Source organism: Ruegeria sp. D6, assembly GCF_056534365.1.
Map to the genome: position 1 here is coordinate 638956 of NZ_JBQFPH010000001.1, position 23053 is coordinate 662008.

At 57.9% G+C, this 23053-nt stretch carries 21 protein-coding genes; 11 read left to right on the plus strand and 10 right to left on the minus strand.

Annotated elements, in window-relative coordinates:
- Positions 1-41: 41 nt before the first annotated feature.
- Both ACR0A1_RS03200 and ACR0A1_RS03205 read right to left on the minus strand, forming a co-directional pair.
- Positions 42-341, minus strand: a complete 300-nt coding sequence (locus tag ACR0A1_RS03200; protein WP_170396518.1) for a septum formation initiator family protein — start codon at positions 339-341, stop codon at positions 42-44.
- A gap of 130 nt (positions 342-471) precedes the next feature.
- Positions 472-1662, minus strand: a complete 1191-nt coding sequence (locus ACR0A1_RS03205) for a phosphoglycerate kinase (RefSeq protein ID WP_170565960.1) — start codon at positions 1660-1662, stop codon at positions 472-474.
- 135 nt (positions 1663-1797) lie between these two features.
- Between ACR0A1_RS03205 and ACR0A1_RS03210 the strand changes: the two genes are divergently transcribed.
- Both ACR0A1_RS03210 and ACR0A1_RS03215 read left to right on the plus strand, forming a co-directional pair.
- Positions 1798-2304 (plus strand): peptidylprolyl isomerase, encoded by a 507-nt coding sequence (locus tag ACR0A1_RS03210; RefSeq protein ID WP_170396522.1) that lies wholly within the window; start codon positions 1798-1800, stop codon positions 2302-2304.
- Entirely contained in the window at positions 2297-2845 is a 549-nt protein-coding gene (locus ACR0A1_RS03215) for a peptidylprolyl isomerase (protein ID WP_170565963.1), read from the plus strand. Before ACR0A1_RS03210 ends, ACR0A1_RS03215 begins: the two co-directional genes overlap by 8 nt.
- Before the next feature lie 51 nt (positions 2846-2896).
- Here ACR0A1_RS03215 and aqpZ read toward each other — a convergent pair whose 3' ends face one another.
- Positions 2897-3586, minus strand: a complete 690-nt coding sequence (aqpZ, locus tag ACR0A1_RS03220) for an aquaporin Z (RefSeq protein WP_170565966.1) — start codon at positions 3584-3586, stop codon at positions 2897-2899.
- Positions 3587-3825: 239 nt separating this feature from the next.
- Between aqpZ and ACR0A1_RS03225 the strand changes: the two genes are divergently transcribed.
- Positions 3826-4191: a cupin domain-containing protein gene (locus tag ACR0A1_RS03225; protein WP_008758336.1), complete on the plus strand. Its 366-nt coding sequence runs from the start codon at positions 3826-3828 to the stop codon at positions 4189-4191.
- 175 nt (positions 4192-4366) lie between these two features.
- Here the strand turns inward: ACR0A1_RS03225 and ACR0A1_RS03230 are convergent, their stop codons facing one another.
- From ACR0A1_RS03230 to ACR0A1_RS03245, 4 genes are all read right to left on the minus strand, one after another.
- Positions 4367-4867: a bactofilin family protein gene (locus tag ACR0A1_RS03230; RefSeq protein ID WP_170396528.1), complete on the minus strand. Its 501-nt coding sequence runs from the start codon at positions 4865-4867 to the stop codon at positions 4367-4369.
- Entirely contained in the window at positions 4857-6182 is a 1326-nt protein-coding gene (locus ACR0A1_RS03235; protein ID WP_480866213.1) for a DUF5930 domain-containing protein, read from the minus strand. The genes ACR0A1_RS03230 and ACR0A1_RS03235 overlap by 11 nt, the downstream gene beginning before the upstream one ends.
- Positions 6183-6360: 178 nt before the next feature.
- Positions 6361-7179: a ferritin-like domain-containing protein gene (locus ACR0A1_RS03240; protein ID WP_480866858.1), complete on the minus strand. Its 819-nt coding sequence runs from the start codon at positions 7177-7179 to the stop codon at positions 6361-6363.
- An 85-nt stretch (positions 7180-7264) separates the two neighbouring features.
- Positions 7265-7726: a peroxiredoxin gene (locus ACR0A1_RS03245; protein ID WP_480866215.1), complete on the minus strand. Its 462-nt coding sequence runs from the start codon at positions 7724-7726 to the stop codon at positions 7265-7267.
- Between the two features lie 68 nt (positions 7727-7794).
- Between ACR0A1_RS03245 and ACR0A1_RS03250 the strand changes: the two genes are divergently transcribed.
- From ACR0A1_RS03250 to ACR0A1_RS03265, 4 genes are all read left to right on the plus strand, one after another.
- Positions 7795-11178: a YhdP family protein gene (locus ACR0A1_RS03250; protein WP_480866217.1), complete on the plus strand. Its 3384-nt coding sequence runs from the start codon at positions 7795-7797 to the stop codon at positions 11176-11178.
- A gap of 44 nt (positions 11179-11222) precedes the next feature.
- A complete protein-coding gene (gene queA / locus ACR0A1_RS03255) occupies positions 11223-12269 on the plus strand; it encodes a tRNA preQ1(34) S-adenosylmethionine ribosyltransferase-isomerase QueA (protein WP_480866860.1) in 1047 nt (348 codons plus the stop codon).
- A 106-nt stretch (positions 12270-12375) separates the two neighbouring features.
- On the plus strand, positions 12376-13647 hold the full coding sequence (locus tag ACR0A1_RS03260) for an MFS transporter (protein WP_170422201.1): 1272 nt from the start codon (positions 12376-12378) through the stop codon (positions 13645-13647).
- Positions 13648-13754: 107 nt separating this feature from the next.
- Positions 13755-14333: a DUF924 family protein gene (locus ACR0A1_RS03265; protein WP_170396541.1), complete on the plus strand. Its 579-nt coding sequence runs from the start codon at positions 13755-13757 to the stop codon at positions 14331-14333.
- Here ACR0A1_RS03265 and ACR0A1_RS03270 read toward each other — a convergent pair.
- On the minus strand, positions 14330-14764 hold the full coding sequence (locus ACR0A1_RS03270; protein ID WP_170598068.1) for a hypothetical protein: 435 nt from the start codon (positions 14762-14764) through the stop codon (positions 14330-14332). The genes ACR0A1_RS03265 and ACR0A1_RS03270 overlap by 4 nt on opposite strands.
- Before the next feature lie 212 nt (positions 14765-14976).
- Here ACR0A1_RS03270 and lpdA point away from each other — a divergent pair, with 212 nt between their 5' ends.
- Positions 14977-16371 carry a dihydrolipoyl dehydrogenase gene (gene lpdA, locus ACR0A1_RS03275; RefSeq protein WP_170396544.1) on the plus strand — a complete coding sequence of 465 codons (1395 nt, stop codon included), beginning with the start codon at positions 14977-14979 and terminating at the stop codon, positions 16369-16371.
- A 134-nt stretch (positions 16372-16505) separates the two neighbouring features.
- Here lpdA and ACR0A1_RS03280 read toward each other — a convergent pair whose 3' ends face one another.
- Positions 16506-17891 (minus strand): dipeptidase, encoded by a 1386-nt coding sequence (locus ACR0A1_RS03280; protein WP_480866220.1) that lies wholly within the window; start codon positions 17889-17891, stop codon positions 16506-16508.
- A gap of 302 nt (positions 17892-18193) precedes the next feature.
- On the opposite strand from ACR0A1_RS03280, the gene hemA reads away from it, so the two are divergent.
- The 3 genes from hemA to ispG all read left to right on the plus strand — a co-directional run bounded on the left by hemA (position 18194) and on the right by ispG (position 21954).
- Positions 18194-19417: a 5-aminolevulinate synthase gene (gene hemA, locus ACR0A1_RS03285; RefSeq protein WP_170403046.1), complete on the plus strand. Its 1224-nt coding sequence runs from the start codon at positions 18194-18196 to the stop codon at positions 19415-19417.
- Between the two features lie 130 nt (positions 19418-19547).
- A complete protein-coding gene (locus ACR0A1_RS03290) occupies positions 19548-20762 on the plus strand; it encodes a helix-turn-helix domain-containing protein (protein ID WP_480570170.1) in 1215 nt (404 codons plus the stop codon).
- A gap of 70 nt (positions 20763-20832) precedes the next feature.
- The gene (ispG, locus tag ACR0A1_RS03295) at positions 20833-21954 is read left to right on the plus strand and encodes a flavodoxin-dependent (E)-4-hydroxy-3-methylbut-2-enyl-diphosphate synthase (protein ID WP_170396552.1); all 1122 of its coding nucleotides are present in this window, start codon (positions 20833-20835) and stop codon (positions 21952-21954) included.
- Between the two features lie 6 nt (positions 21955-21960).
- On the opposite strand, the gene ACR0A1_RS03300 is transcribed toward ispG, so the two are convergent.
- Positions 21961-23031: an agmatine deiminase family protein gene (locus tag ACR0A1_RS03300; protein ID WP_480866223.1), complete on the minus strand. Its 1071-nt coding sequence runs from the start codon at positions 23029-23031 to the stop codon at positions 21961-21963.
- Between the last annotated feature and the right edge of the window lie 22 nt (positions 23032-23053).

Consider the following 23053-nt stretch of genomic DNA (forward strand, 5'->3'; position numbering starts at 1 on the left):
TCCGGGCGTTAAGGTACAGAGATTCTTAGTAAAAAATTTCGTCAGCGGATGACGATCTCATCCGCGCGGATCATGCCGAGCACTGAGCGGGCCTGTTGATCCAGCAGATCGAGATCCAGATAGGTGTCTGACAGTCGGCGGGTCAGGTTCTCCATCTGCTCGATTTCGGCGTTCAGCTGCGCCAGATCGCGAGACAAAACATCGCGTTCGGCGGCAATCTCGACCCGGCGAAACAGACCGTAATCCCCTTGAACGGCGGCAAAGGTGAAATACACCCCCAGCATGAAGGCGATTGAGAAGAAAATGAAAGCCCCTAAACCGGGCCGATTGGAACGGGACACTGTGTTAACCGCCGTGTGAAATACTGCCTCAGAAACGCACCCTTTTTGGATGTCTCGACGCACTATGTCACAGGTGATTCGGGTTGTGAATCCCCTGAGTAGAAAAAGCTGAGACCTGAGGTTTGAGCGCTTATAGTTCCAGCGCAGCCACACCCGGCAAGGTCTTGCCTTCCATCCATTCAAGGAAGGCACCACCAGCAGTAGAGATATATGAGAAATCCGTTGCCGCGCCCGAGGCGTTCAGTGCGGCCACCGTGTCGCCCCCGCCCGCGACCGAGGTCAGCTTGCCATCGCGGGTTAGTGCTGCGGCCTTCAGCGCCGCCGCATTGGTTGCGGCATCGAACGGGGTCAGCTCAAACGCCCCCAGTGGGCCGTTCCAAATCAGGGTCTGGCTTTTTTCCAGCACTTCGGACACGGCTGCGACGCTTTCGGGACCGGCGTCTAGGATCATCGAGTCAGAAGGGCACTGATCAGCGGGCAGCACCTGATGCGGCGCGTTGGCCTCGAACACTTCGGCCACGACGATGTCGCGCGGCAAGACAATCGTGCAGCCTGCGGATTCGGCCTTGCCGAGGATTTCGGCGGCGGTATCGGTCATGGCGTGCTCGGCCAGCGATTTGCCGACATCGATCCCCTGGGCCAGTAGGAATGTATTCGCCATCCCGCCACCGATGACCAGATAGTCAACCTTCTCGATCAGGTTGCCCAGCAGGTCCAGCTTGGTCGACACCTTGGCGCCCCCGACAACCGCTGTGACAGGCCGCTTGGGCGCGCCCAGGGCGGCCTCAAGTGCGCTCAGTTCCTGCTGCATCAGGCGTCCGGCACAGGCGGGCAGCAGACGGGCCAGCGCCTCGGTCGAGCTGTGGGCGCGGTGCGCGGCCGAGAAGGCATCGTTGCAATAGATGTCGCCCAGCTTTGCCATGCCTTGGGCAAGTGGGACGCTGTTCTTGGTCTCCTCGGCATGGAAGCGGGTGTTTTCCAGCAGCAGAACCTCACCTTCCGTCAGGGCGGAGGCGGCGGTTTCAGCCTCATAGCCCACGCAATCATCGGCAAAGCGCACGGGAGCCCCAAAAGCGGATTCAAGTGCTGGCACAAGCTGCTTCAATGACAGCTCGGGTACATGCTGACCACCGGGGCGTCCGAAATGGGCCAGCAGGATGGGTTTACCGCCTGCGGCGAGGATATCGCGCACGGTTGGCACGATCCGTTGAATGCGGGTGTCGTCGGTCACCACGCCATCCGCGACCGGTACGTTGATATCCACGCGCACCAGAACCCGCTTACCGCCAAGATCCATATCGTCCAGAGATTTCCAGCCCATCGCGCTCATCCTTGCCCATTGCATCCAGTTTCAGCGGTTCTTTTCCTGCATTTTGCGTTCAGGTCAATGCGTCACTTGGCATTCGCGCGCCCGCGTCATAGGTATTTGCGCAAGTTTCAAAGACAGGAGGGCCAGATGGCCGAGATCAAAGACCCCGAAAACACGATCATCATTGAGCTGAAAGACGGCAATGTCGTTATCGAACTGCTGCCCGACGTGGCCCCTCAGCACTCGGCCCGCATGAAAGAGCTGGCGCGTGGTGGTGAATATGACAACGTCGCCTTCCACCGTGTGATCGACGGGTTCATGGCGCAAACCGGCGATGTGCAGCATGGCGACATGGAAGACGGGTTCAACATTCGTATGGCGGGCACCGGTGGATCGTCGCTGCCGAACGTTCCGGCAGAGTTTTCGAAACTGCCCCATGATCGCGGAACTTTGGGTGCGGCACGCTCGGCCAACCCGGATTCGGCCAACTCTCAGTTCTTCATCAACTTCAAGGACAACCATTTCCTGAACGGCCAGTACACCGTGTATGGCCGCGTCATCGACGGGATGGAGCATGTAGACGCGATTGTGCGTGGTGAGCCGCCAGCGAGCCCCGACCGCATGATCAGCGTTAAGGTGGCTGCTGATGCATAAGCTGGCCGCAGTTTTTACCTTGCTGGCCAGCCCTGCGCTGGCAACCGGGCTTGAGATTGAGATCGAGGGCGAGGGCGCCAATGGCACCGTCACCGTCGACCTGTTCGAAGATATTGCGCCCAAGCATGTGGAGCAGATCACCGCTCTGGCCGCTGCTGGTCAGTACGATGGGGTTGTGTTCCACCGTGTGATCGACGGCTTTATGGCGCAGACCGGCGATGTTGAGTTTGGCCGTGTCGGTGGCGACATGCGTCGTGCGGGTACGGGTGGATCGGATCGCCCTGATTTGCCTGCCGAGTTCTCGGATTTCAACTATGACCGGGGCGTCGTGGGTATGGCGCGGGCGCAGGACCCAGACAGCGCGAACTCGCAATTCTTCATTATGTTCGAGCCCGGACCGTTCCTGAATGGTCAGTACACGGTTGTCGGTCAGGTGACAGAAGGGATGGACGTGGTCGATGCGATCAAGCGGGGCGATGGCCCTAATGGCGCAGTGATCGGACAACCGGATGCGATGAAAAAGGTCACGGTGACCGAATAAAAGAAAACCCCGGCGCGCTTCTGCGGGCCGGGGGATCTTGGTGCGGCTGGGTCAATCGTCGTCCGACATCGCCCGCCAGATCAGTGCACCAATCGCACCGCCGATCAAAGGTGCCACCCAGAAGAGCCACAGCTGCGCCAGTGCCGGACCATCAGCAAACAACGCCACGCCGGTTGACCGGGCAGGATTTACGGAGGTGTTGGTCACCGGGATCGAAATCAGGTGGATCAGCGTCAATCCCAAACCAATCGCGATCGGGGCGAACCCGGCAGGCGCGCCGCTGGAGGTCGCACCGAGAATGATCACGATGAAGAACGCCGTCATGACGATTTCGATCACTAAGGCCGACATCATCGAATAGCCTTCGGGTGATGCCTCGCCATACCCGTTTGAGGCAAACCCCCCGACGCCTTCAAAGCCCGGTGCTCCGCTGACGACCAGATAGAGCACGGCTGCTGCGGCGATCGCTCCGATCACCTGCGCGATCCAGTAGGGGATCAGATCTTTGGCATCGAACCGCCCTCCGATCATCAGCCCAAGACTGACCGCCGGGTTAAAGTGCCCGCCCGATATATGACCGACCGCATAAGCCATGGTCAGCACCGTCAGGCCGAAAGCAAAAGAAACGCCCAGCCAGCCGATGCCGACATCAGCAACACCTGCAGCCAGCACCGCGCTGCCACAGCCGCCCAGAACCAGCCAGAATGTACCGAAGAATTCGGCCATGAGTTTTGATGACATGAAAAGCCCTCCAGAAATCAATGACTTTAAGGTTAATTCAAAAAACGCTTTTTGTGAAACTGTGAGAATGCGGGGAATTTTCCTTCAAGACACGTCAGATAGGGGGACTGTTAGGGAATATGCTTATTCCGGTGAGCTGGCGATTGAGAACGACACACTCGGCCCAACTTGCGTTTTTCTCCTTTGCGCCCCAATGTCCGGTATCGGTTGTGGGCTCGCGATGTGGTGGGGGTATCAAAGTGAAGTTCAAAAAACTGTATTCGGATGCTCAAGGCGAAAGCCATTGGAAAGACATCGAAGTCGAACTTGAAGAGCAAAGCTTTGCACCACCTGCGAAAGCAATCGAGATTTCAAAGCCAGAAGCTGTCAAGCAAACCATGTTCTTGAGACTCAAGAAGGGTTGGGATGAGCCAATTCATCCCACACCTGTCGCTCAAAAGCTCATTTGTCTTTCTGGCTCAGTGCGCGTGACCGCGAGCGACGGGGAATTCAGAGACATTGGTCCGGGTGACGTCTGGCATATGGAAGACAAACACGGCAAAGGCCACCACACAGTTGTAACAAGCGATGATGATTTTCTTTCGATGATCGTGCAGTACGAGTAGCGGGGGCAGCGCAGACCAAGCCCTCCTGATCAACCAAGCGCATTGCGGCACTTGCGCGGTGTAAGGCCGCTTCGTCCCGCATTGAGGTCATTGTCAGATTTAGACGAACACCCCAAAACAAAAAAACGCCGCAGGGTATCCTGCGGCGTTTCTGATTGGTCTTGCCGATAAGTGTTTACTGCTTCACTTCCGCCGCCGGGTTGGCACCCGATTTGCCGCTGCGGCCCGGGTTCAGCGGGTCGTCCTGACGCTGCACCGAACCTTCAAAATGCGCGCCGCTTTCAATGGCGATGGTCTTGTGAATGATGTCGCCTTCGACGCGGGCGGTCGAGGTCAGGCGGACCTTCAGCCCGCGGACGCGGCCCACGATACGGCCGTTGACCACTACGTCATCTGCAGTGACTTCGCCCTTGATGGTGGCAGTCTCGCCGATGGTCAGCAGATGGGCGCGGATGTCGCCTTCGACGGTGCCCTCGACCTGGATATCGCCCGAGGTCTTGATGTTACCGGTGATGTGCAGATCCGAGGACAGCACCGATGCTGGTGGCTTGGGCTTGGGAGGGGTGCTGGCCTTTGTTTCAGCCGGTGCAGGTGTTGCCGGAGTGGCCGGAGCGGCCGGTTTTGCTGCCTCAGTCTCTTTCGACCCGGGTTCGTTGATTTTGCTCTTAGAAAACATTTCTCGCAGCCTTGATGTAAGTCATTGGGTTCATGGGTTTTCCGTTCACGCGCACCTCATAGTGCAGATGCGTGCCGGTCGATCGTCCGGTGGTACCCATATCAGCAATATGGTCCCCGCGCGAGACCCTTTGGCCAACCTTAACGCGAAGATTGCTGTTATGAGCGTAAAGTGTCTCAATCCCGAAGGCGTGTTTGATTTTCACCAGCTTTCCGAAACCGGATTGCCAGCCCGCATGGGTGACAACGCCATCGGCGGTCGCAAAGATATCGGTCCCGCGAGGACCGGCGAAATCCGACCCGTTATGCATGCGCCGGCCGCCGGTTTTGGGGTCGCGGCGGGTTCCGTAGCCACTGGTATAACGGACAGCGGCGCGCACCGGGCTGGCGAAGGGGGCCTTTTCCGCAGCGATGCGATAGAGGTTCAGCTGGTCCATCTGTTCCAGCAGGATATTGGCGCGGATCTGGTCGGGGCTCAGTTCCTCACCGCGGGTGCTGAAGGATAAAGGGGTCAGCGGACCGCCCATACCGCTATATCCGCGCCGAACTTCGTCGAGGATACGATCTGTTGGCATGCCCGCACTGCGGAACATCTTGTCGAGAGGTTCGACCGAGATCAGCATCGCCTCTTCCAACTGGCGGAAAATCTCGTCGCTGCGCTCCTGCATCAGGCGGATTTCAAGCTCGAGCTCGTCACGCTGGTCCAACGCGCCTTGCGCATCGGCAGCGATCTGGTCGCGCTGCGCCGCGGTTCGGGCCAGGGCATCGGTCATGAACGCCATCTGTTCCGGGTTTGCCGATGCCATCGCATAAGCCGCGTCCGCATCAGTGCTGGGTTGCAGTTCGGCCAGTTTGGTCCGCGCGTCTTCGCGTTGCTTCATAGTGGCACGCAGCGTGGTTTGGATCACCTCGATGCCGGTTTCCAGCTCGCGCCGGCGGTTCTCGGTTTCCAGCAATTCGGACTGCATGACCGAAATCTGTTCCAGAGCTGCGTTAAACCTGTCATGTGCAGCCAGCGCTTCGGCCGCACGCGCATCGCGCTCTTCCGAAAGGATGTTCAGACGTTCTTGATACGTAGCCTGATCGCGCTTGGCCTGTTCCCGGAAATTGCCCGATCCGATGCTGTCCATCAACAGAACTGACGTGGCAATCGCGGTCCAGGCGACCATCACCGACACACCGGCGACTGCAGCGATCTGAGTTTCAGAACTCAGTCGGATGAACCGTGTGTCGTTGTCAGATTTCAGAAAAACACGGCGCTCTGGAAAGTGCCGCTCGAGCAGTGAGTGTAGTTTAATTGCCAGACGTGTCCGCACGCGTCCTACCTCAATTGTCCCCATATCTCGGAGCCGGTCGTGAGTGAGTAGCCGCTCCTTGACGCGATTGCATAAAGCGGTCGAGGCATTCGGGCAAGTTTGTTAACCAATCAAGAGCTATGAACGGAGATTTACCGCACGTGATCGGCGAGAACTTGCCGATAGCGAGCATTTGCTGTCAGTCCGACACAACTCCGGGTGGTGGCAGGTCTTCGGTCAGGGGCCAATAGAAATCTGGCGGCAGTCCGGCCTCGGCCCGTTTCTCTTCGTTAAATGGTGGTTTCAGCGCGCCGTGGAAATAGAGGCGGACGAGGGCGTGGAATACATCCTTGGGGTCGGCATTCTCGCGCCCGCACAAGAAGTGGAACCATTTCGAGCCATAGGCGACGTGACCAACTTCCTCGGCATAAATCACTTCCAGTGCAGCGACTGCGTCGTCAGCCTTGGCCTTGCGGAAAATGTCGATCATTCCGGGGGTCACGTCCAACCCACGTGCCTCAAGCACCATTGGGACGACGGCAAGACGACCCATAAGATCCTGTGCGGTGTCCTCGGCGGCGCGCCACATGCCTGCATGGGCGGGCAGGGCGCCATAGTGGCTGCCCATCTGTTCGAGGCAGTCGCAGACCATCTCAAAATGGCGCGATTCTTCTTCGGCGCATTTCACCCAATCATCGTAGAACCCGATGGGCATGGGCACATCCCCGAACCGGGCGATGATGTCCCAGTGCAGGTCCACCGCGTTCAATTCGATATGGGCAACGGCGTGCAACAGCGCGATACGACCTGCTTCTGACCCCGGCCTGCGGCGGGGTACATCGCGGGGCGATAACAGCTCGGGTTTGTCGGGACGCGCAGGGTAAAGCGGAGGCTCGGCAGTGCCCACTGCGATCTCGGGTGCTTCGCCTTTTCGGGCGGCAAACCATTCGGCGGCATAGCGTTTGGACAGAGCAGTCTTCTCGCGCCCGACCGATGTGGTCAGAATCTCGGTCGCCATTTCGGTCAGTGTTTTTGACACGCTTGCCCCCTTACGCTGCACTTCGCGCGGGTCATACCCTTGATGCCCGCGCGGGTCGAGAGGGCTAGAGCGCGCGTGCGGCCTCCAACACTTCGTCCACATGACCCGGCACTTTCACCTTGCGCCAGACACGGGCGATTTTTCCATCCGCATCAATCAGAAAGGTCGAGCGTTCGATCCCCATGGATTTGCGTCCGTACATGTTCTTTTCGACCCAGACGCCATAATCTTCGCACACGCTCTGACCCTCATCGGACAAAAGCGGCGTCGTCAGGCCGTGCTTGGCGACAAATTTGTCATGCTTTGCCACGGTATCGCGCGAGATGCCGAAAACGTTAGCACCCGCATCCGCAAAGGCTTGTAGTTGTTCCGAGAAACCGATGGATTCCTTGGTGCAGCCCGGCGTATTATCGCGGGGATAGAAAAACAGAACGACCGCGCGGCCACGCTGTTCCGACAGGGTCACCTCGCCGCCGCCGTCGCGAGGCAGTTTAAAGTCGGGTGCGATGTCTGAGACTTCGGGCATATTCAAACTCCGGCTGAGAAATTAACGGTTGCCGCTTATCATAGGGCTCCGTTGACAGGTTGAAAGGCGTGAGACGCAAATTGGTCCAGCAAGAACAGCAGGATGACACGAAGGCGGATAAGAAACCCCGCCGTCGGTCGCGGCGTCGGACCGCAGGGCTGTGGACATTGCGCGGTGTCTTCATCCTTGGATTTCTGGCACTGGTCACCGGCTTTATGGTTGTCGGCCAGCGCATGCACGCGCCGGATTGGTTGCGCGACCGGGTCGAGGCGCGCCTTGATCAGACATTGGGTGGCGTCAAAGTTCGGTTCGGCGATGTCAGTTTCATCATTCATGAAGGCTGGCGTCCGCGATTGCGACTGACCGATGTTCGTATCAGCGATGCGGACGGACGGCAGATTGCCGAAGTGTCCGACCTGCGGGCCAGCCTGTCGATGCGCCCGCTGTTGCGCGGGCATGTGCGCCCGAAGCGGATCATATTGCAAGGCGCGCAGATTGCACTGACACGGGGTGTCGATGGAGCGCTGTCGCTGACGGTCGGTGCCGGAAGTGCGCCGGTCGGTCAGGCCCGGAACCTGGCGCAGCTGATTGAATCATCGGACGAGGTGTTCCAGGCACCTATTTTGTCAGCCCTGACCTCGGTCGAACTGGATGCAATTACGCTGGACTATCAGGACCTGCGGTTGGGCCGGTCCTGGGTGCTGGACGGCGGGCGCATTCAGGCCAACCGCAACGCGGGTGAGGTTCGTCTGGCCACCAATTTCTCGGTGCTGGCCGGTCGCGATTATGTCAGCACGATCGAAGCCAACTACACCAGTTTGCTGGGTAGTCCGGCTGCGCAGTTCGGCATCTCGATCACCGATCTTCCCGCCGAGGATATCGCAGGCCACAGCCCGGCGCTGGCATGGATGCAGGTACTTCGCACACCGATCTCAGGTGCTTTGAGGGGTGGCATTGATACTGAGGGCGCGCTGGGGCCGGTCTTTGCCACGTTGAATCTGGGTGCAGGCGCCGTGCAGCCCACGCCTGAAACAACACCGATCAAATTCGACGCGGCGCGGACGTATTTTACCTACGACCCGAAACAACAGGCGCTGGATTTCAACGAAGTCTCGATCCAGTCTGCCTGGGGTACGGTGCAGGCAGATGGCAAGGCCTTTCTACATGGGGTCAAAGCTGGCGGGTTGGACAGTATGTCGGGGCAGTTCCGCCTCAGCGGGATTGAGATCAACCCGGCCAATCTGTTCCCCGAAGCACTGAATCTGACGCGGGCCGATGTTGATTTCCAGATGAAACTTGCGCCGTTCCGTATACAGCTGGGGCAAATGACGGTTGAAGACGGTGCACATCGCGCACGGCTCAGCGGGTCTCTGGCTGGTTTGACCGACGGCTGGGTCGCAGCCATTGATGCACAGATTGATCGGATGAGCTCTGATCAGCTGTTGAACTACTGGCCCGAACGACTTGCCCCGAAACCGCGCCTTTGGGTCACCGATAACCTCTATCACGGAGAAATGTCCGATCTGGATTTCGCCCTGCGTCTACGGCCCGGAGAAAAGCCGGACATCTATGCGGATTTCGAATTCGACAAGACCGAGATTCGGTTCGCCAAGACGTTGCCAACTATCCAAGACGCGCAGGGGCAGGCCAGCCTGCTCAACCGGCGCTTTACCGTCTCGGCGCAAAAGGGGATTGTGATCGCGGATGAAGGAGGTACCGTTGATGCCTCGGGCACCTCGTTCATCATCCCCGATACCGGCATCAAAAAAACCACCCCGGCCATTGCGCGGATTAAGGCCAGCGGCAGTGTAACCGCAGCCATGTCATTGCTGGACCGGCCGCCGCTGCAACTGTTGACCAAGGCCAATCTGCCGGTGGATCTGGCCGACGGTCAGGTCAGTCTGAGTGGAACGCTTTCCTTGCCGCTGATCAAGGGCCTGAAGCTGGAAGATACCAGGTTCCATTTCGTTGGCGAGTTGTCGAATTTGGACAGCAGCAAGCTGGTACCCGGATTTGAAGTCAGCGCAGACCGATTGGACCTGAGCGGCGACCAGACGCAAGTGGCCATCCAGGGCGAGGGGCTGTTTGGTGTCGTACCGGTTGAAGCGCTTTGGCGGCAGCCGATCGGAGGCGAAACCCCGCAGCAAAGCGAACTGACAGGTCAAATCGAACTCTCCCCGCGTCTGATGGAACAAATCAATGCCGGACTGCCGCGCGGCATGTTGACCGGAGAGGGGATCGCCGATTTCAGCCTGAGTCTTGGTGCGGGTGAGCCCCCGCGCTTATCGGCACAGTCCGATTTGGTTGGCGTCGCGTTGGCGATCCCTGAGCTTGGATGGCGCAAATCAGCCAGCACTGGCGGCTCTCTGACTGCCGAGGCCATGCTGGGCGCTCAGCTAAGTGTCGATTCCCTTCGGATCAACGCTGCTGGTCTACGGACAACTGCAGCGATCTCGTTCCGGGATGGCGGGTTCGAAAGGGTACGGTTCAGCACGTTCGAACTGGGCGACTGGCTTGCAGTTCCGGCGGAATTGATTGGGCGTGGTGCCGCGCTGCCAGATATCCGTGTGTTGGGCGGCGTGCTTGATCTGGGAAAATCCACCATCGGTGAGGGAGGTAGCAGCGGTGGTGCTGCCGGGCCCGGGCCAAAGCTGGATGTGAAGCTGGACCGACTACAAGTCACTGAATCCGTTGCGTTGACCGGGTTGACTGGCTCGTTTCAAACCACTGGCGGACTGACCGGCAGCTTTGCGTCGCAAGTCAATGGCGGTGCAGCGATCCGCGGTCAGGTCACCCCGCGCGCGTCCCGATCTGCGGTTGGTCTAACCTCGGACGATGCGGGGGCAGTTCTGCGATCAGCGGGGGTTCTGACGCAGGCACGCGGTGGAACAATGCAATTGCAGCTGGATCCGATCGCGGAGCCTGGAAACTATGACGTCGACTTGAAAATCAAAAATACGCGGATCACGGACGCCCCGGCCATGGCAGCGATATTGAACGCGATCAGTCTGGTGGGGTTGCTGGATGAAATGGCGGGGCAAGGTATTTTCTTCGCAGCCATCGACAGCAAAATGCGTATCACTCCGACGGAGGTGAAGGTGCTGAGCGGTAGTGCCGTAGGTCCATCAATGGGGCTGTCCTTTGATGGTACGGTTGACACTGTATCCGGGATGCTGAACCTGCGCGGCGCGATTTCACCGATCTATCTGGTCAATGCTATTGGCAGCGTTCTGACCAAAAAGGGGGAAGGTATCTTTGCCTTCAACTACACTCTGTCCGGACCGCTGTCCGACCCGCAAGTTTCGGTCAATCCTCTGTCTGGTCTCGCACCTCTGTTCCTGCGCAATCTGCTGCGCGAACCTGCGCCAACGGTCTCGGATGGTCCGAATGCCACGCCGGACCGATCCGGCCAACCCAATCCCGCCTTTCAGACACGGGGCGAGGATCGCTGATCTGAGTGGTGGCCGAATCTGTCGGGCCGATGTATGGCGCGGCCATGAAACTCAGCGATTTTGATTTCCACCTGCCAGATCATTTGATTGCCACGCGGCCTGCGAGCCCGCGTTCATCCGCGCGTCTGCTGCATGCGCAGGGCGAGGCCATTAAGGATCGGCACGTGTTCGATCTGCCCGAGATTTTGCAGCCCGGGGACCGCTTGGTGTTGAACGACACCCGCGTCATTCCCGCTCGCCTCAGCGGTCGCCGCCACCGTGACAGCGCGCAAGGGCCGGTATCTGCCGCGATTGAGGCGACGTTGCTGGACCCGCAATCTGATGGTTGTTGGGCCGCGCTGATCAAGCCGCTTAAGAAGATCAAACCGGGCGAAGAGATCGTATTCTCAGACGATCTGAGCGCAACCCTGGATCGAGTTGCCGATGGCCAAGCCTATCTGCGCTTCAACCTGACCGGAGAGGATTTCGATCAAGCGCTAGAGCAGGCGGGCGCGATGCCGTTGCCTCCCTACATCGCAGCGAAACGTGCAGCGGATGAACAGGACAAGACCGACTACCAAACTGTGTGGGCGCGAAACTCCGGAGCCGTAGCGGCCCCAACCGCGTCCTTGCATTTTGATGATGCGCTTTTGCAGGCGCTATCGGAGCGCGGTATCGAGTTCACGCATGTCACGCTGCATGTGGGGGCAGGCACATTTCTGCCGGTCAAAGTGGAAGACGTGACCACCCACAAGATGCACGCCGAATGGGGACGGGTCAGCGCGCAGGCCGCTGCTGAGATTGCAGCGACCAAAGAAGCGGGCGGGCGCGTTATCCCGGTGGGCACAACCGCCCTTCGACTGATCGAAAGCGCAGCACGACGCGGCCGGATCGCGCCGTGGGAAGGCGAGACCGATATCTTCATATACCCAGGTTTTGAATTTCACGTCACTGATGCGCTGATGACCAACTTCCACCTGCCGAAATCCACATTGCTGATGCTGGTTTCGGCGTTGATTGGGCAGGATCGGGTCAAGTCGGTCTATGACCACGCTATCGCAGAAGAATATCGCTTTTTCTCATACGGCGACGCGTCTCTGCTGATACCATAGTCGTATCTTGGCCATCTGCGCCCTTACAATGTCGTAGACAAGCGCGACGTGCTTCGTCATTGACGGCAAAGCGGACAAAACACACCAGCAATTTTGGATAGGCAGAATGCTTCAGGTTCTTTCCAGCGCTTGGGCGCTTCTTCTGGGAATGGGGTTGCTGATGGTCGGCAATGGCCTGCAGGGCACGTTGCTGGGGGTGCGTGGAGAAATTGAGGGATTCTCGACCCTAGAGATGTCCTTTGTGATGTCGGCCTATTTTCTTGGGTTCCTTGGCGGCTCGCGTCTGGCACCGGAAATGATCCGCCGCGTGGGGCACGTGCGCGTGTTTGCGGCGCTGGCCTCGTTCATCTCGGCGGTCATGATCATGTATCCGATGCTGACCGATCCAATTGCATGGTCGATTGGCCGCGTGATTATCGGGTTCTGTTTTTCGGGCGTGTATGTGACCGCGGAAAGCTGGCTGAACAATGCCGCAAACAACGAGAACCGAGGGCAGGCGCTGTCGCTTTATATGATGGTGCAGATGACAGGTGTGGTGAGTGCCCAGGCCTTGTTGCTGGTCGGTGACCCGGCAGGATATGAGACCTTTGTCATCGCTTCTATACTGGTTTCGATCTCATTTGCGCCTATTCTGCTGTCCATTTCTCCGACCCCGGCGTTCGATACCACCAAACCGATGACATTGCGCCAGCTGATGGAAACATCGCCGCTGGGCTGCGTCGGCATGTTCTTGCTTGGCGGGATATTTTCAGCGCAATTCGGGATGAGCGCCGTTTATGGCGCTCAGGTTGGATTGAGTCTGGTCGAGATTTCGACCTTCGTAGCGGTGTTTTATATCGGCGCCGTAGTCCTGCAATATCCGTTGGGCTGGATGTCCGACAGAATGGACCGCCGTCTGCTGATCATGCTGGTGGCCGCTGTTGGTGGGGTAGGCGCCGTGATAGGCATGATACTTGGCGTCACTTTCACCATGCTTCTCGTAGCTGCCTTTATCATCGGCGGCATGACAAGCCCGCTCTATTCTCTGTTGATCGCGTATACCAATGACTACTTGGAGTATGACGATATGTCGGCGGCTTCGGGCGGTCTGGTTTTTATTAACGGCTTGGGCGCAATCGCAGGTCCAATTATCACCGGTTGGCTAATGGGGGCTGGCGTGCTCGGCCCACAAGGCTTTTTCCTGTTCATCGCGGCGCTGATGTTCATCATGGCCGCCTACGCGGCCTATCGTATGACCCAGCGCGTCTACAAACCCGTGGATGAAACCGGATCGATTGCCCCGATCTACCCGACATCTTCGCCCGTTGCCCTGGAAGTTGCGCAAGAGGTCGCCATTGAGGCAGCCCAGGACGAGCAGGATACGCAAGAACCCGCCTGAGCGCCGGAAATGTGACTTTTGTGTTGCAATATGTTACTGTCACAAATCTGTAAAAGTGATTTTAATGACGTTACGTCCTGGGGAGGGCAATTACGGAGTCTAGGGCAATGGTAGGTCCTGAAGAAGTATTGAGTTTTTGGTTAGATGAGGTTGGCCCCGAGGGGTGGTACCTGCAGGATGAAGCGCTGGATGCGCGGATCCGGGATAAATTTCTTTCAACATGGGAAGCCGCGTGTGAGGGTAAATTCTCGCTTTGGCTGACCTATCCCAGCGGTTCGCTGGCCTATATTATTCTTATGGATCAGTTGCCTCGCAACATGTTCCGAGGAAGCAAACAGGCCTTTGCATCGGATCGCGCGGCACTGGCTGCAGCGAAATGCGCGGTCGACAAAGGCTGGGATCTTAAGATCGACGAACCGGCGCGGCAGTTTTTTTATTTGCCGATGATGCATTCCGAAAATCTGTGCGATCAGGAGCGCTGTGTGCGCCTTATGATCGAACGGATGCCGGAAGGCGGCGAGAGCAATCTGCTTCATGCGCGCGCTCATCGTGAGGTGATCCGCAAGTTCGGTCGTTTCCCGTATCGAAACGATGCGCTGGAACGCGCGACCACTGAACACGAAGCCGCATATGTCAGTAATGGCGGATATGGTTCGACTGTGCGCGAGTTGCAGGCCGCGACCTAGGTCGCGGGCTCACAGCCTTTTAGGATCAGAAGGCGGTCGGTGACAGTGTCGGCGGATGTCGTGATGGCATAGTCGATCAAGTCTTCTGGTTTTTCGACCAGGCCCGCCAATCGGGCCTGAGTGTCTTCCAGCTTCCCCTCCAGATCACCCAAACGTCGCAATGCCGCATTCAGCTGTTGGCGCGTGACCGCATCGAGTTGCGTGCCCTGACTGCTAAGGGTTGCAAGATCGCTGCGCAACGCGGCCAGTTCCCCACGAATTCCCTGCGCCTGATCTCGTAGCGGCGCCACGACCTGCAGGTTCTCAGCAAACCCGACCCGGATCTGATCGACAGACTGCGCAAGTTTCCACCCCAAAAACAGGCATAAAGCCAACAATATCAATGTCGCGTTCAAAAGAGCGAGCAGTAAATCTTTGAGCGTTTTAGCCATGATACGCCTTTCGAAAATCGGGAAGGTCAAAAACTGGTAGTGCATATTCGTCAGTTCTAGCCTTTGCGGTAACGTGGGTATAGGCTGAATTCAGCTCCAAATACCTGATTTGACCCCGCGTCACATATGTCGCGGGCTCTGATGTTGATGCGTTGTAAAAAATAGTTTAACGGTAAACTAGTTTTTGAACTGACCTGTGCCGAGAGGGAAACATGGCTGCACAATCTTATGATCTGATCGTAATCGGGGCTGGCCCCGGTGGCTATGTAGCCGCTATTCGCGCGGCGCAACTGGGCCTGAAGACCGCTGTTGTCGAGCGCGAGCATCTGGGTGGTATCTGCCTGAACTGGGGTTGTATCCCGACAAAGGCACTACTGCGGTCATCGGAAGTGTTTCACCTGATGGAGCGTGCCAAGGATTTTGGCTTGAAAGCAGACAAGGTCGGCTACGATCTGGATGCGGTTGTGAAGCGCTCGCGCGGTGTTGCCGCGCAGTTGTCTGGCGGTATAGGTCATCTGCTGAAAAAGAACAAAGTCGCTGTTGTCATGGGCGAGGCATCGATCCCCGCCAAGGGCAAGGTCAGCGTCAAAACAGACAAAGGCACGGAAGACCTAACCGCGAAGAATATCGTTCTGGCCACCGGTGCCCGGGCGCGCGAACTGCCGGGCCTTGAAGCGGATGGCGATCTGGTCTGGACGTACAAACACGCGCTGCAACCGCCGCGGATGCCCAAGAAACTGCTGGTCATCGGCTCGGGTGCGATCGGGATCGAATTCGCCAGCTTCTATAACACGTTGGGCGCGGACACGACCGTGGTCGAGGTGATGGATCGAGTGCTGCCTGTAGAAGATGCCGAGATCAGTGCATTTGCCAAGAAAGCTTTCACCAAGCAGGGCATGACCATCATGGAAAAGGCGATGGTTAAACAATTGGACCGCGCCAAGGGCAAGGTGACTGCGCATATCGAGGTGAAAGGCAAGGTTGAGAAACACGATTTTGACACGGTGATCTCGGCCGTGGGCATCGTCGGTAATGTGGAAAACCTCGGGCTTGAAGCCTTGGGTGTGAAGATCGACCGCACGCACGTGGTCACCGATGAATACTGCCGCACTGGGGTAGACGGGCTTTACGCTATAGGTGATATCGCCGGGGCGCCCTGGCTGGCACACAAAGCCAGCCACGAAGGCGTGATGGTAGCTGAGCTGATCGCGGGCAAACACGCACATCCGGTGAAGCCTGAAAGCATCGCGGGCTGCACTTATTGCCAGCCTCAGGTCGCTTCGGTTGGGTATAGCGAAGCCAAGGCCAAAGAGCTGGGCTATGACATCAAGGTCGGACGCTTCCCGTTCATCGGCAACGGCAAGGCCATCGCGCTTGGTGAGCCCGAGGGACTGATCAAGACCGTCTTCGATGCCAAGACTGGGGAACTGCTAGGTGCACACATGATCGGTGCCGAAGTCACAGAGCTTATTCAAGGCTATGTGGTCGGTCGCCAGTTGGAAACCACTGAAGAAGACCTGATGAACACCGTCTTCCCGCATCCGACGCTGTCTGAAATGATGCATGAAAGCGTGCTGGATGCCTATGGACGCGTGATCCACATGTAGGGACAGGGGGCTCTGCCCCCGCCGCGGCAAGCCGCGACTCCCCCGAGATATTTATAGCCAGATGAAGCAGGGGATCCGTACTTCATCTGGCCGAAAATACCTCGGAGCGCGAGGCAGAGCCTCGCAAAGGATCCTCATTTATTTATTGCTTCCAATATACGGGCCCACGAGCGGATGCCTTTGTGGAAGCTTTTGACGTCGTATTTCTCGTTCGGCGAGTGGATGGCATCATCGTCATTGGCATACCCAACCAGCATCGAATCCAGCCCCAACACTGTATTGAAATATCCAACCACCGGGATTGATCCGCCCATCCCGGTGAAAACGGCCTCGCGATTCCACTCGTCCGAAAGTGCTCTGCGGGCCGCTTCGAATTCTGGGCGGCTAAGGTTCATCACCGAAGCAGGAGAGCCTTCGAGATCACTGTCCCAGACCACTTTTGCATCCGTAGACAGGCGCTCTTCGACATGTTTGCGGATCCTTTTGCGGAGCGCGTCCGGGTCCATGTCGCCGACCAGGCGGCAGGTGATCTTGCAATGTGCCTCGGACGGGATAACGGTTTTGGAGCCCGCGCCGTTGTAACCTCCCCAAAGGCCATTCACTTCGAGCGTGGGTCGCGCCCATTGTTGTTCCAGCGTGGAATAGCCTGTTTCACCGTGCGGCTCGGTATAGCCAACCGAATTCAGGTATTCCGCTTCATCAAACCCGCAATTCTCCCATTGGCGCAACTGCTCGGCCGGGACTTCGTGTACGCCTTCGTAAAAACCTTCGACCGCGACGCGGCCGGTTTCTTCATCATAGAAGGATGCGACGATGCGCGACAGTTCCCGCAGCGGGTTCAGACCCGGCCCGCCATAGTGGCCCGAATGCAGGTCGATGCGGGGACCGATGATTGTGAATTCATCCTTGAGCATGCCGCGCAATTGCGACGCTATCGAAGGCACCCCCCGCGACACCATCGAAGTATCACAGACCAGCGCGAGATCCGCCTGAAGCTCGGATTTGTTTGCTTTGAGAAATGGCACGAGTGAGGGCGACCCGGATTCTTCCTCACCTTCGAAGAAAAACGTGATGCGGCAGGGCAGGGTGCCATGCACTGCTTTCCAGGCGCGGCAGGCCTCGACGAAGGTCATCAGTTGGCCTTTGTCGTCAGAAGCGCCGCGCCCGCGTATCACCTGTCCGTGTGGAGTGTCTTCCAAAGCCGGATCGAAAGGATCGCGTGTCCACAGCTCCAGCGGATCGACAGGTTGCACATCATAGTGTCCATAGAACAGAACATGCGGCCCACCGCTGTCCTCACCGACATGGCCAACGACCATGGGATGTCCCGGAGTTTCGCGCTTTTCGGCTGCAATACCGATACTTTTCAGATCCGCCGCCAGCCAATCGGCAGCCTGGTCGACTTGGTCCTTGAAGGCCGGGTCAGTCGAGATGGAGGGAATGCGCAGAAACTCCATCAGGCGGTCGATGGAGGTGGTCAGATCGGTATCGATCCGGCTCAGTACAGCGTCAAGCGACATAGGGGTCTCCTGGGAAGGTCTTGAAATTGGACAGAGCCTATCAGCATGGGCGGTACCGTCCAGCAGGTTTCTGTGCTGGATCTGGGGGAAAGGCCTGCGGCGTTTCCTCGCGTCTTGTGGTCGTAACTTTGCTTGTCGGTTTAGGCGTTTGGCGTTATTTGATGCAAATCAAAGTTGGGTTTGGCTGTTCGGCTGTAGGCCAGTTGGACAGATGAACGCGACGCCATACTTCCAGCCCGGCTTGTGAAGTGGCGAAAAAAGTCGCCCGGGGCTATAATAACCGGGCATCCAAGGAGGGTCCGTTGGACTATACTGCTCAGCTCGATACAGCGATTGCCAGGCTGCATGACGAAGGACGTTATCGGACCTTTATCGATATTGAACGTCGGAACGGTCATTTTCCGCATGCGGTACGGACTTGTCCCGATGGTTCGCAGCAGAACATCACCGTGTGGTGTGGCAATGATTATTTGGGCATGGGTCAGAATCCTGTTGTTTTGGAGGCCATGCACGAGGCGGTGGAGGCCGCAGGCGCAGGCTCGGGCGGGACGCGCAACATTTCAGGCACGACAGTCTATCACAAACGGCTGGAAGCTGAATTGGCGGACTTGCACGGCAAAGAAGCCGCACTGCTATTCACCAGTGCCTATATCGCCAATGACGCGACACTCAGCACTCTGCCAAAATTGTTCCCCGGCCTGATTATATATTCCGATGCACTGAACCATGCGTCGATGATCGAAGGCGTGCGCCGCAACGGGGGTGCCAAACGCATCTTCCGCCACAATGACGTGGCACATCTGCGTGAGTTGCTTGAGGCTGATGACCCTGCAGCCCCCAAGCTGATCGCGTTTGAGTCGGTCTATTCGATGGATGGCGATTTCGGACCCATTGAAGAGATTTGCGATCTGGCCGATGAATTCGGTGCTTTGACCTATATTGATGAGGTTCACGCGGTTGGCATGTACGGCCCCCGCGGCGGGGGCGTAACCGAGCGTGATCGGTTGGCGCATCGCATTGACATCATCAACGGAACGCTTGCCAAAGCCTATGGTGTCATGGGCGGTTACATCGCGGCGAGTGCCAAGATGTGTGACGCCATCCGGTCCTATGCGCCGGGCTTTATCTTCACTACCTCGCTGCCACCTGCGGTTGCGGCAGGGGCGGCAGCCTCGGTGGCCTATCTCAAGCGCGCGCCTGAACTGCGCGAGCAGCACCAGACCCAGGCCAGCATTCTTAAGCTGAGGCTGAAAGGACTTGGCATGCCTCTGATTGATCACGGCAGCCACATTGTGCCGGTGATCGTTGGCAACCCCGTCCACACCAAGAAGTTGAGCGATATGCTGCTGGATGACTATGGTATCTATGTGCAGCCAATCAATTTCCCGACCGTTCCGCGCGGCACCGAACGTCTGCGGTTTACGCCATCTCCGGTGCATGGACCCGACGAAATGAACCGTCTGGTGCAGGCGATGGACGAACTTTGGTCACATTGTGCGCTAAATCGCGCCGAACTTGCTGGATAACCTCACGCTAAAGTGTGCAACGAGTTTGCTGCGTGTTAAGCTTACGCTAACAAAAGAAGCGGACGAATCGTTATAGGGGCGATTCGACGTTTGCGCGTAACACGCGACAGGCAAAGATGGGGCAGCAGGAATGATTGGGCGCAGATCACAGCGCGATTCCGAAGAAGACATGGACGTCAGACCCAAGGGTTTTGATGACTATGAGGTACGGCTTGGCGATGTCATGCGCGGCGAACGTGCAACGATGGGCAAGTCGCTTCTGGATGTGCAGCGTGAACTGCGAATCAAAGCCAACTACATCGCCGCCATCGAAAATGCAGATCCCGATGCCTTTGACACACCCGGCTTCATCGCCGGGTATGTGCGTTCATATGCCCGTTATCTGGGCATGAACCCCGATGAGACTTTTGCGACCTTCTGTCAGGAAAGCGGTTTCGAGGTTGCGCATGGCATGTCGGCCGAGGCGTCGGTGGTCAAAAAAGCGCAAGGTGGTTTGCCTTCACGCGGGCCGATGGGGCGTGATCCGTTTGTCTCGCCCAGTACGCCTTATATTCCGGGCCGCGAATCCGTAGTCAGCCAGATTGAACCGCGTGCTATTGGATCGACGCTGGTGCTGTTGGCCGTCATTGGCGGCATCGGTTATGGGGGCTGGTCGGTTCTGAACCGCATTCAGCAGGTGCAGGTCAGCCCGGTTGAGCAGGCCCCCGTCGTGCTTACAGACCTTGACCCGCTGGATGCCGCACAGGCCCGGCCCGAGGGAACCGAGCTGGCCAGCGCCGAGGTGCCAAGCTCTGAAGCGCTGGATCGTCTGTATCGTCCGCAGGCACTTGATGTGCCGGTGCTGGTGGCGCGGGATGCACCGATTTCCACCCTTGATCCGCGCAGTGTCGGAACGTTCCGCGCGCCTGAACCTCCGCAAATCAAAGTGACCGAAGTTCATACGGTTGAACGCCCGGCCTTGCCTCAAGTGGTTGAAAAGCTGGATACGACGCTGAAGATCGTGGCCGTGAACCCTGCTTGGATGCGTGTCACGGCAGCCGATGGCAGCGTGATTTTCGAAGGAACTCTGGGCACCGTTGAGCAGGGCAGCACGTTTGAAGTGCCGCTCACCGAGGAACCCCCGCAACTGCGAGCAGGAGCTGCGGGGTCGGTCTATTTCTCGATGAATGGCGAACATTTTGGTCCTGTGGGCGCGCCGGGTACGGTGGCCAAAGGTGTTGTTCTGTCAAAAGATGCCGTTGCAGAAACCTTCGCAGTTGCCGATCTTGAGGCTGATCAGAACAGCGCGCTCAAGCAACTGGTGGCCGAGTTGCAGACCGAGGCGGCAGAAGCGCCCGCCGAGTGATCTTGGCATTGCTCCCCAAGGGATGGCGAACTATCTAATGGTCAATTCAGGCTGATCCGGATCGATCCTCATGTCGCTCAATCACGTGCGCCCCTGGCGCAATATCTATCGCCGCAAATCCCGCCAGATCATGGTTGGCAATGTGCCCGTCGGAGGTGACGCACCGATTGCCGTGCAGACCATGACCAACACGCTGACCACCGACGTGGCTGCGACCGTGGCACAGGTGCAGGCGGCAGCAGAGGCGGGGGCGGATATCGTGCGGGTCTCGGTCCCGGATGAGGCCTCGTCAAAAGCGCTGAAAGAGATCGTGCGCGAAAGCCCTGTTCCTATCGTGGCTGATATTCATTTCCACTACCGTCGCGGAATCGAATCCGCCGAGGCCGGTGCGGCCTGTCTGCGGATCAATCCGGGCAATATCGGCGATGAAAAACGGGTGAAAGAGGTTATCAAAGCCGCGCGAGACCACAATTGCTCGATCCGGATCGGGGTGAACGCAGGGAGCCTGGAAAAGCACCTGCTTGAGAAATATGGCGAGCCTTGCCCAGAGGCGATGGTTGAAAGCGGGTTGGAGCATATCCGTATTCTCGAAGACAACGACTTTCACAATTTCAAGATCAGTGTGAAGGCCAGCGACGTATTCCTGTCAGCCGCGGCTTATCAGGGCATTGCCGAGGCGACGGATGCGCCCATCCATCTGGGTATCACCGAGGCCGGAGGGCTGGTCAGCGGCACCATCAAATCGGCCATCGGTCTGGGCAATCTGCTGTGGATGGGCATTGGCGACACGATCCGCGTCAGCCTGTCTGCCGATCCGGTGGAAGAGGTCAAGGTCGGCTATGAGATCCTGAAATCTCTGGGCCTGCGCCATCGCGGCGTGAACATCATCTCATGCCCCTCCTGCGCGCGACAGGGTTTTGACGTAATCAAAACGGTTGAGGCGTTGGAACATCGCTTGGAACACATCAAGACACCCATGAGCCTGTCGATCATCGGCTGTGTCGTGAACGGTCCGGGTGAGGCGCTGATGACAGATGTCGGTTTCACCGGTGGCGGGGCAGGCTCGGGCATGGTCTATCTGGCAGGCAAAGCCAGCCACAAGATGTCAAACGACCAGATGATTGATCACATCGTTGAAGAGGTCGAAAAGAAGGCAGCAGAGCTGGATGCGGCAGCTGAAGCTGCTGAGTAACAAGGCCTAAGCAACAGGCATTTGCTGTGTTGCGCAGTGAATGCCGCCGCCCAGCTCGCCCAATACGTCGACATTTAATGCAATGATCTCGCGCCCGGCGTAGTGACGAGCTAATGCCTTCTGTGCAATCTCATCGGTTTCGCGGTCTCCGAACTGGGCCATCACGATGCCGCCATTACAAACATAGTAATTCGCATAAGACGCCACGAATTCGGGATCGTTAACTCGGCGCCTATTGGGTTCAGGGATCACCTCAACCTGCAATCCTTCGGCGACGAGACGGTCATGAGTATCAAGGGCCGCGACATGAAACGGATCATCCATATCCGGCTCGTCTGGCAGGTTGATCAAAACGCGCCCAGGGCCGGTGAAGCGCGCCAGACTGTCGATGTGGTAATCGGTGATATCCTCGCCCCAGACCCCATCAGACCAGACCATGCGGTCGGCCCCATATGCAGCCAGTAATCGAGATTCAATTTCATTGCGTGACAGGTCTGGATTGCGGTTCTCATTCACCCACGAGCTTTCATGGGCCATGATCAACCCATGACCGTCTTGTTCTACACCGCCGGCCTCGCCTTTCAAGCCGGTCGGAAGCAGGGGCAGACCGAGATGGTCGGCAACCTTGGCAGCGATCCGCGCATCGTGTTTGTGCACCTGTTTCCGACCCCAGCCGTTGAACTGGATATGAGTGACCGCAATCCCGCCTCGATTGTCGATCACGAAGATTGGACCCGCGTCGCGGCACCACAAATCTTCGGTTGGAACATCCCAGAGCTCGACTGATGAGGATAGTTTTTGACGCGCATCCGCATGGTGCTTTGCCGCCGCAAGCATTGTCACGGGTTCAAAGGCGGAAATGGCGTTCGCGATTTCCGCGATGGTTTGTTGCACCATATCCAGAAAGATCTGGTCACGGTAAACTTTGCGGCTGACCGGCCATTGCATAAATGTGCGTTCGTGGGGCGCTTCTTCCGCCGGTACAAAGAAGTTTGAGGTGCGCTGAGCGAGGGCTTGCTTAGACAGGCCCATAAAACTCAGCGCACCTCCAGTGAGTAAGAGGTTCCGTCGATCCATGCTGGAAACCCACAGTGATGAC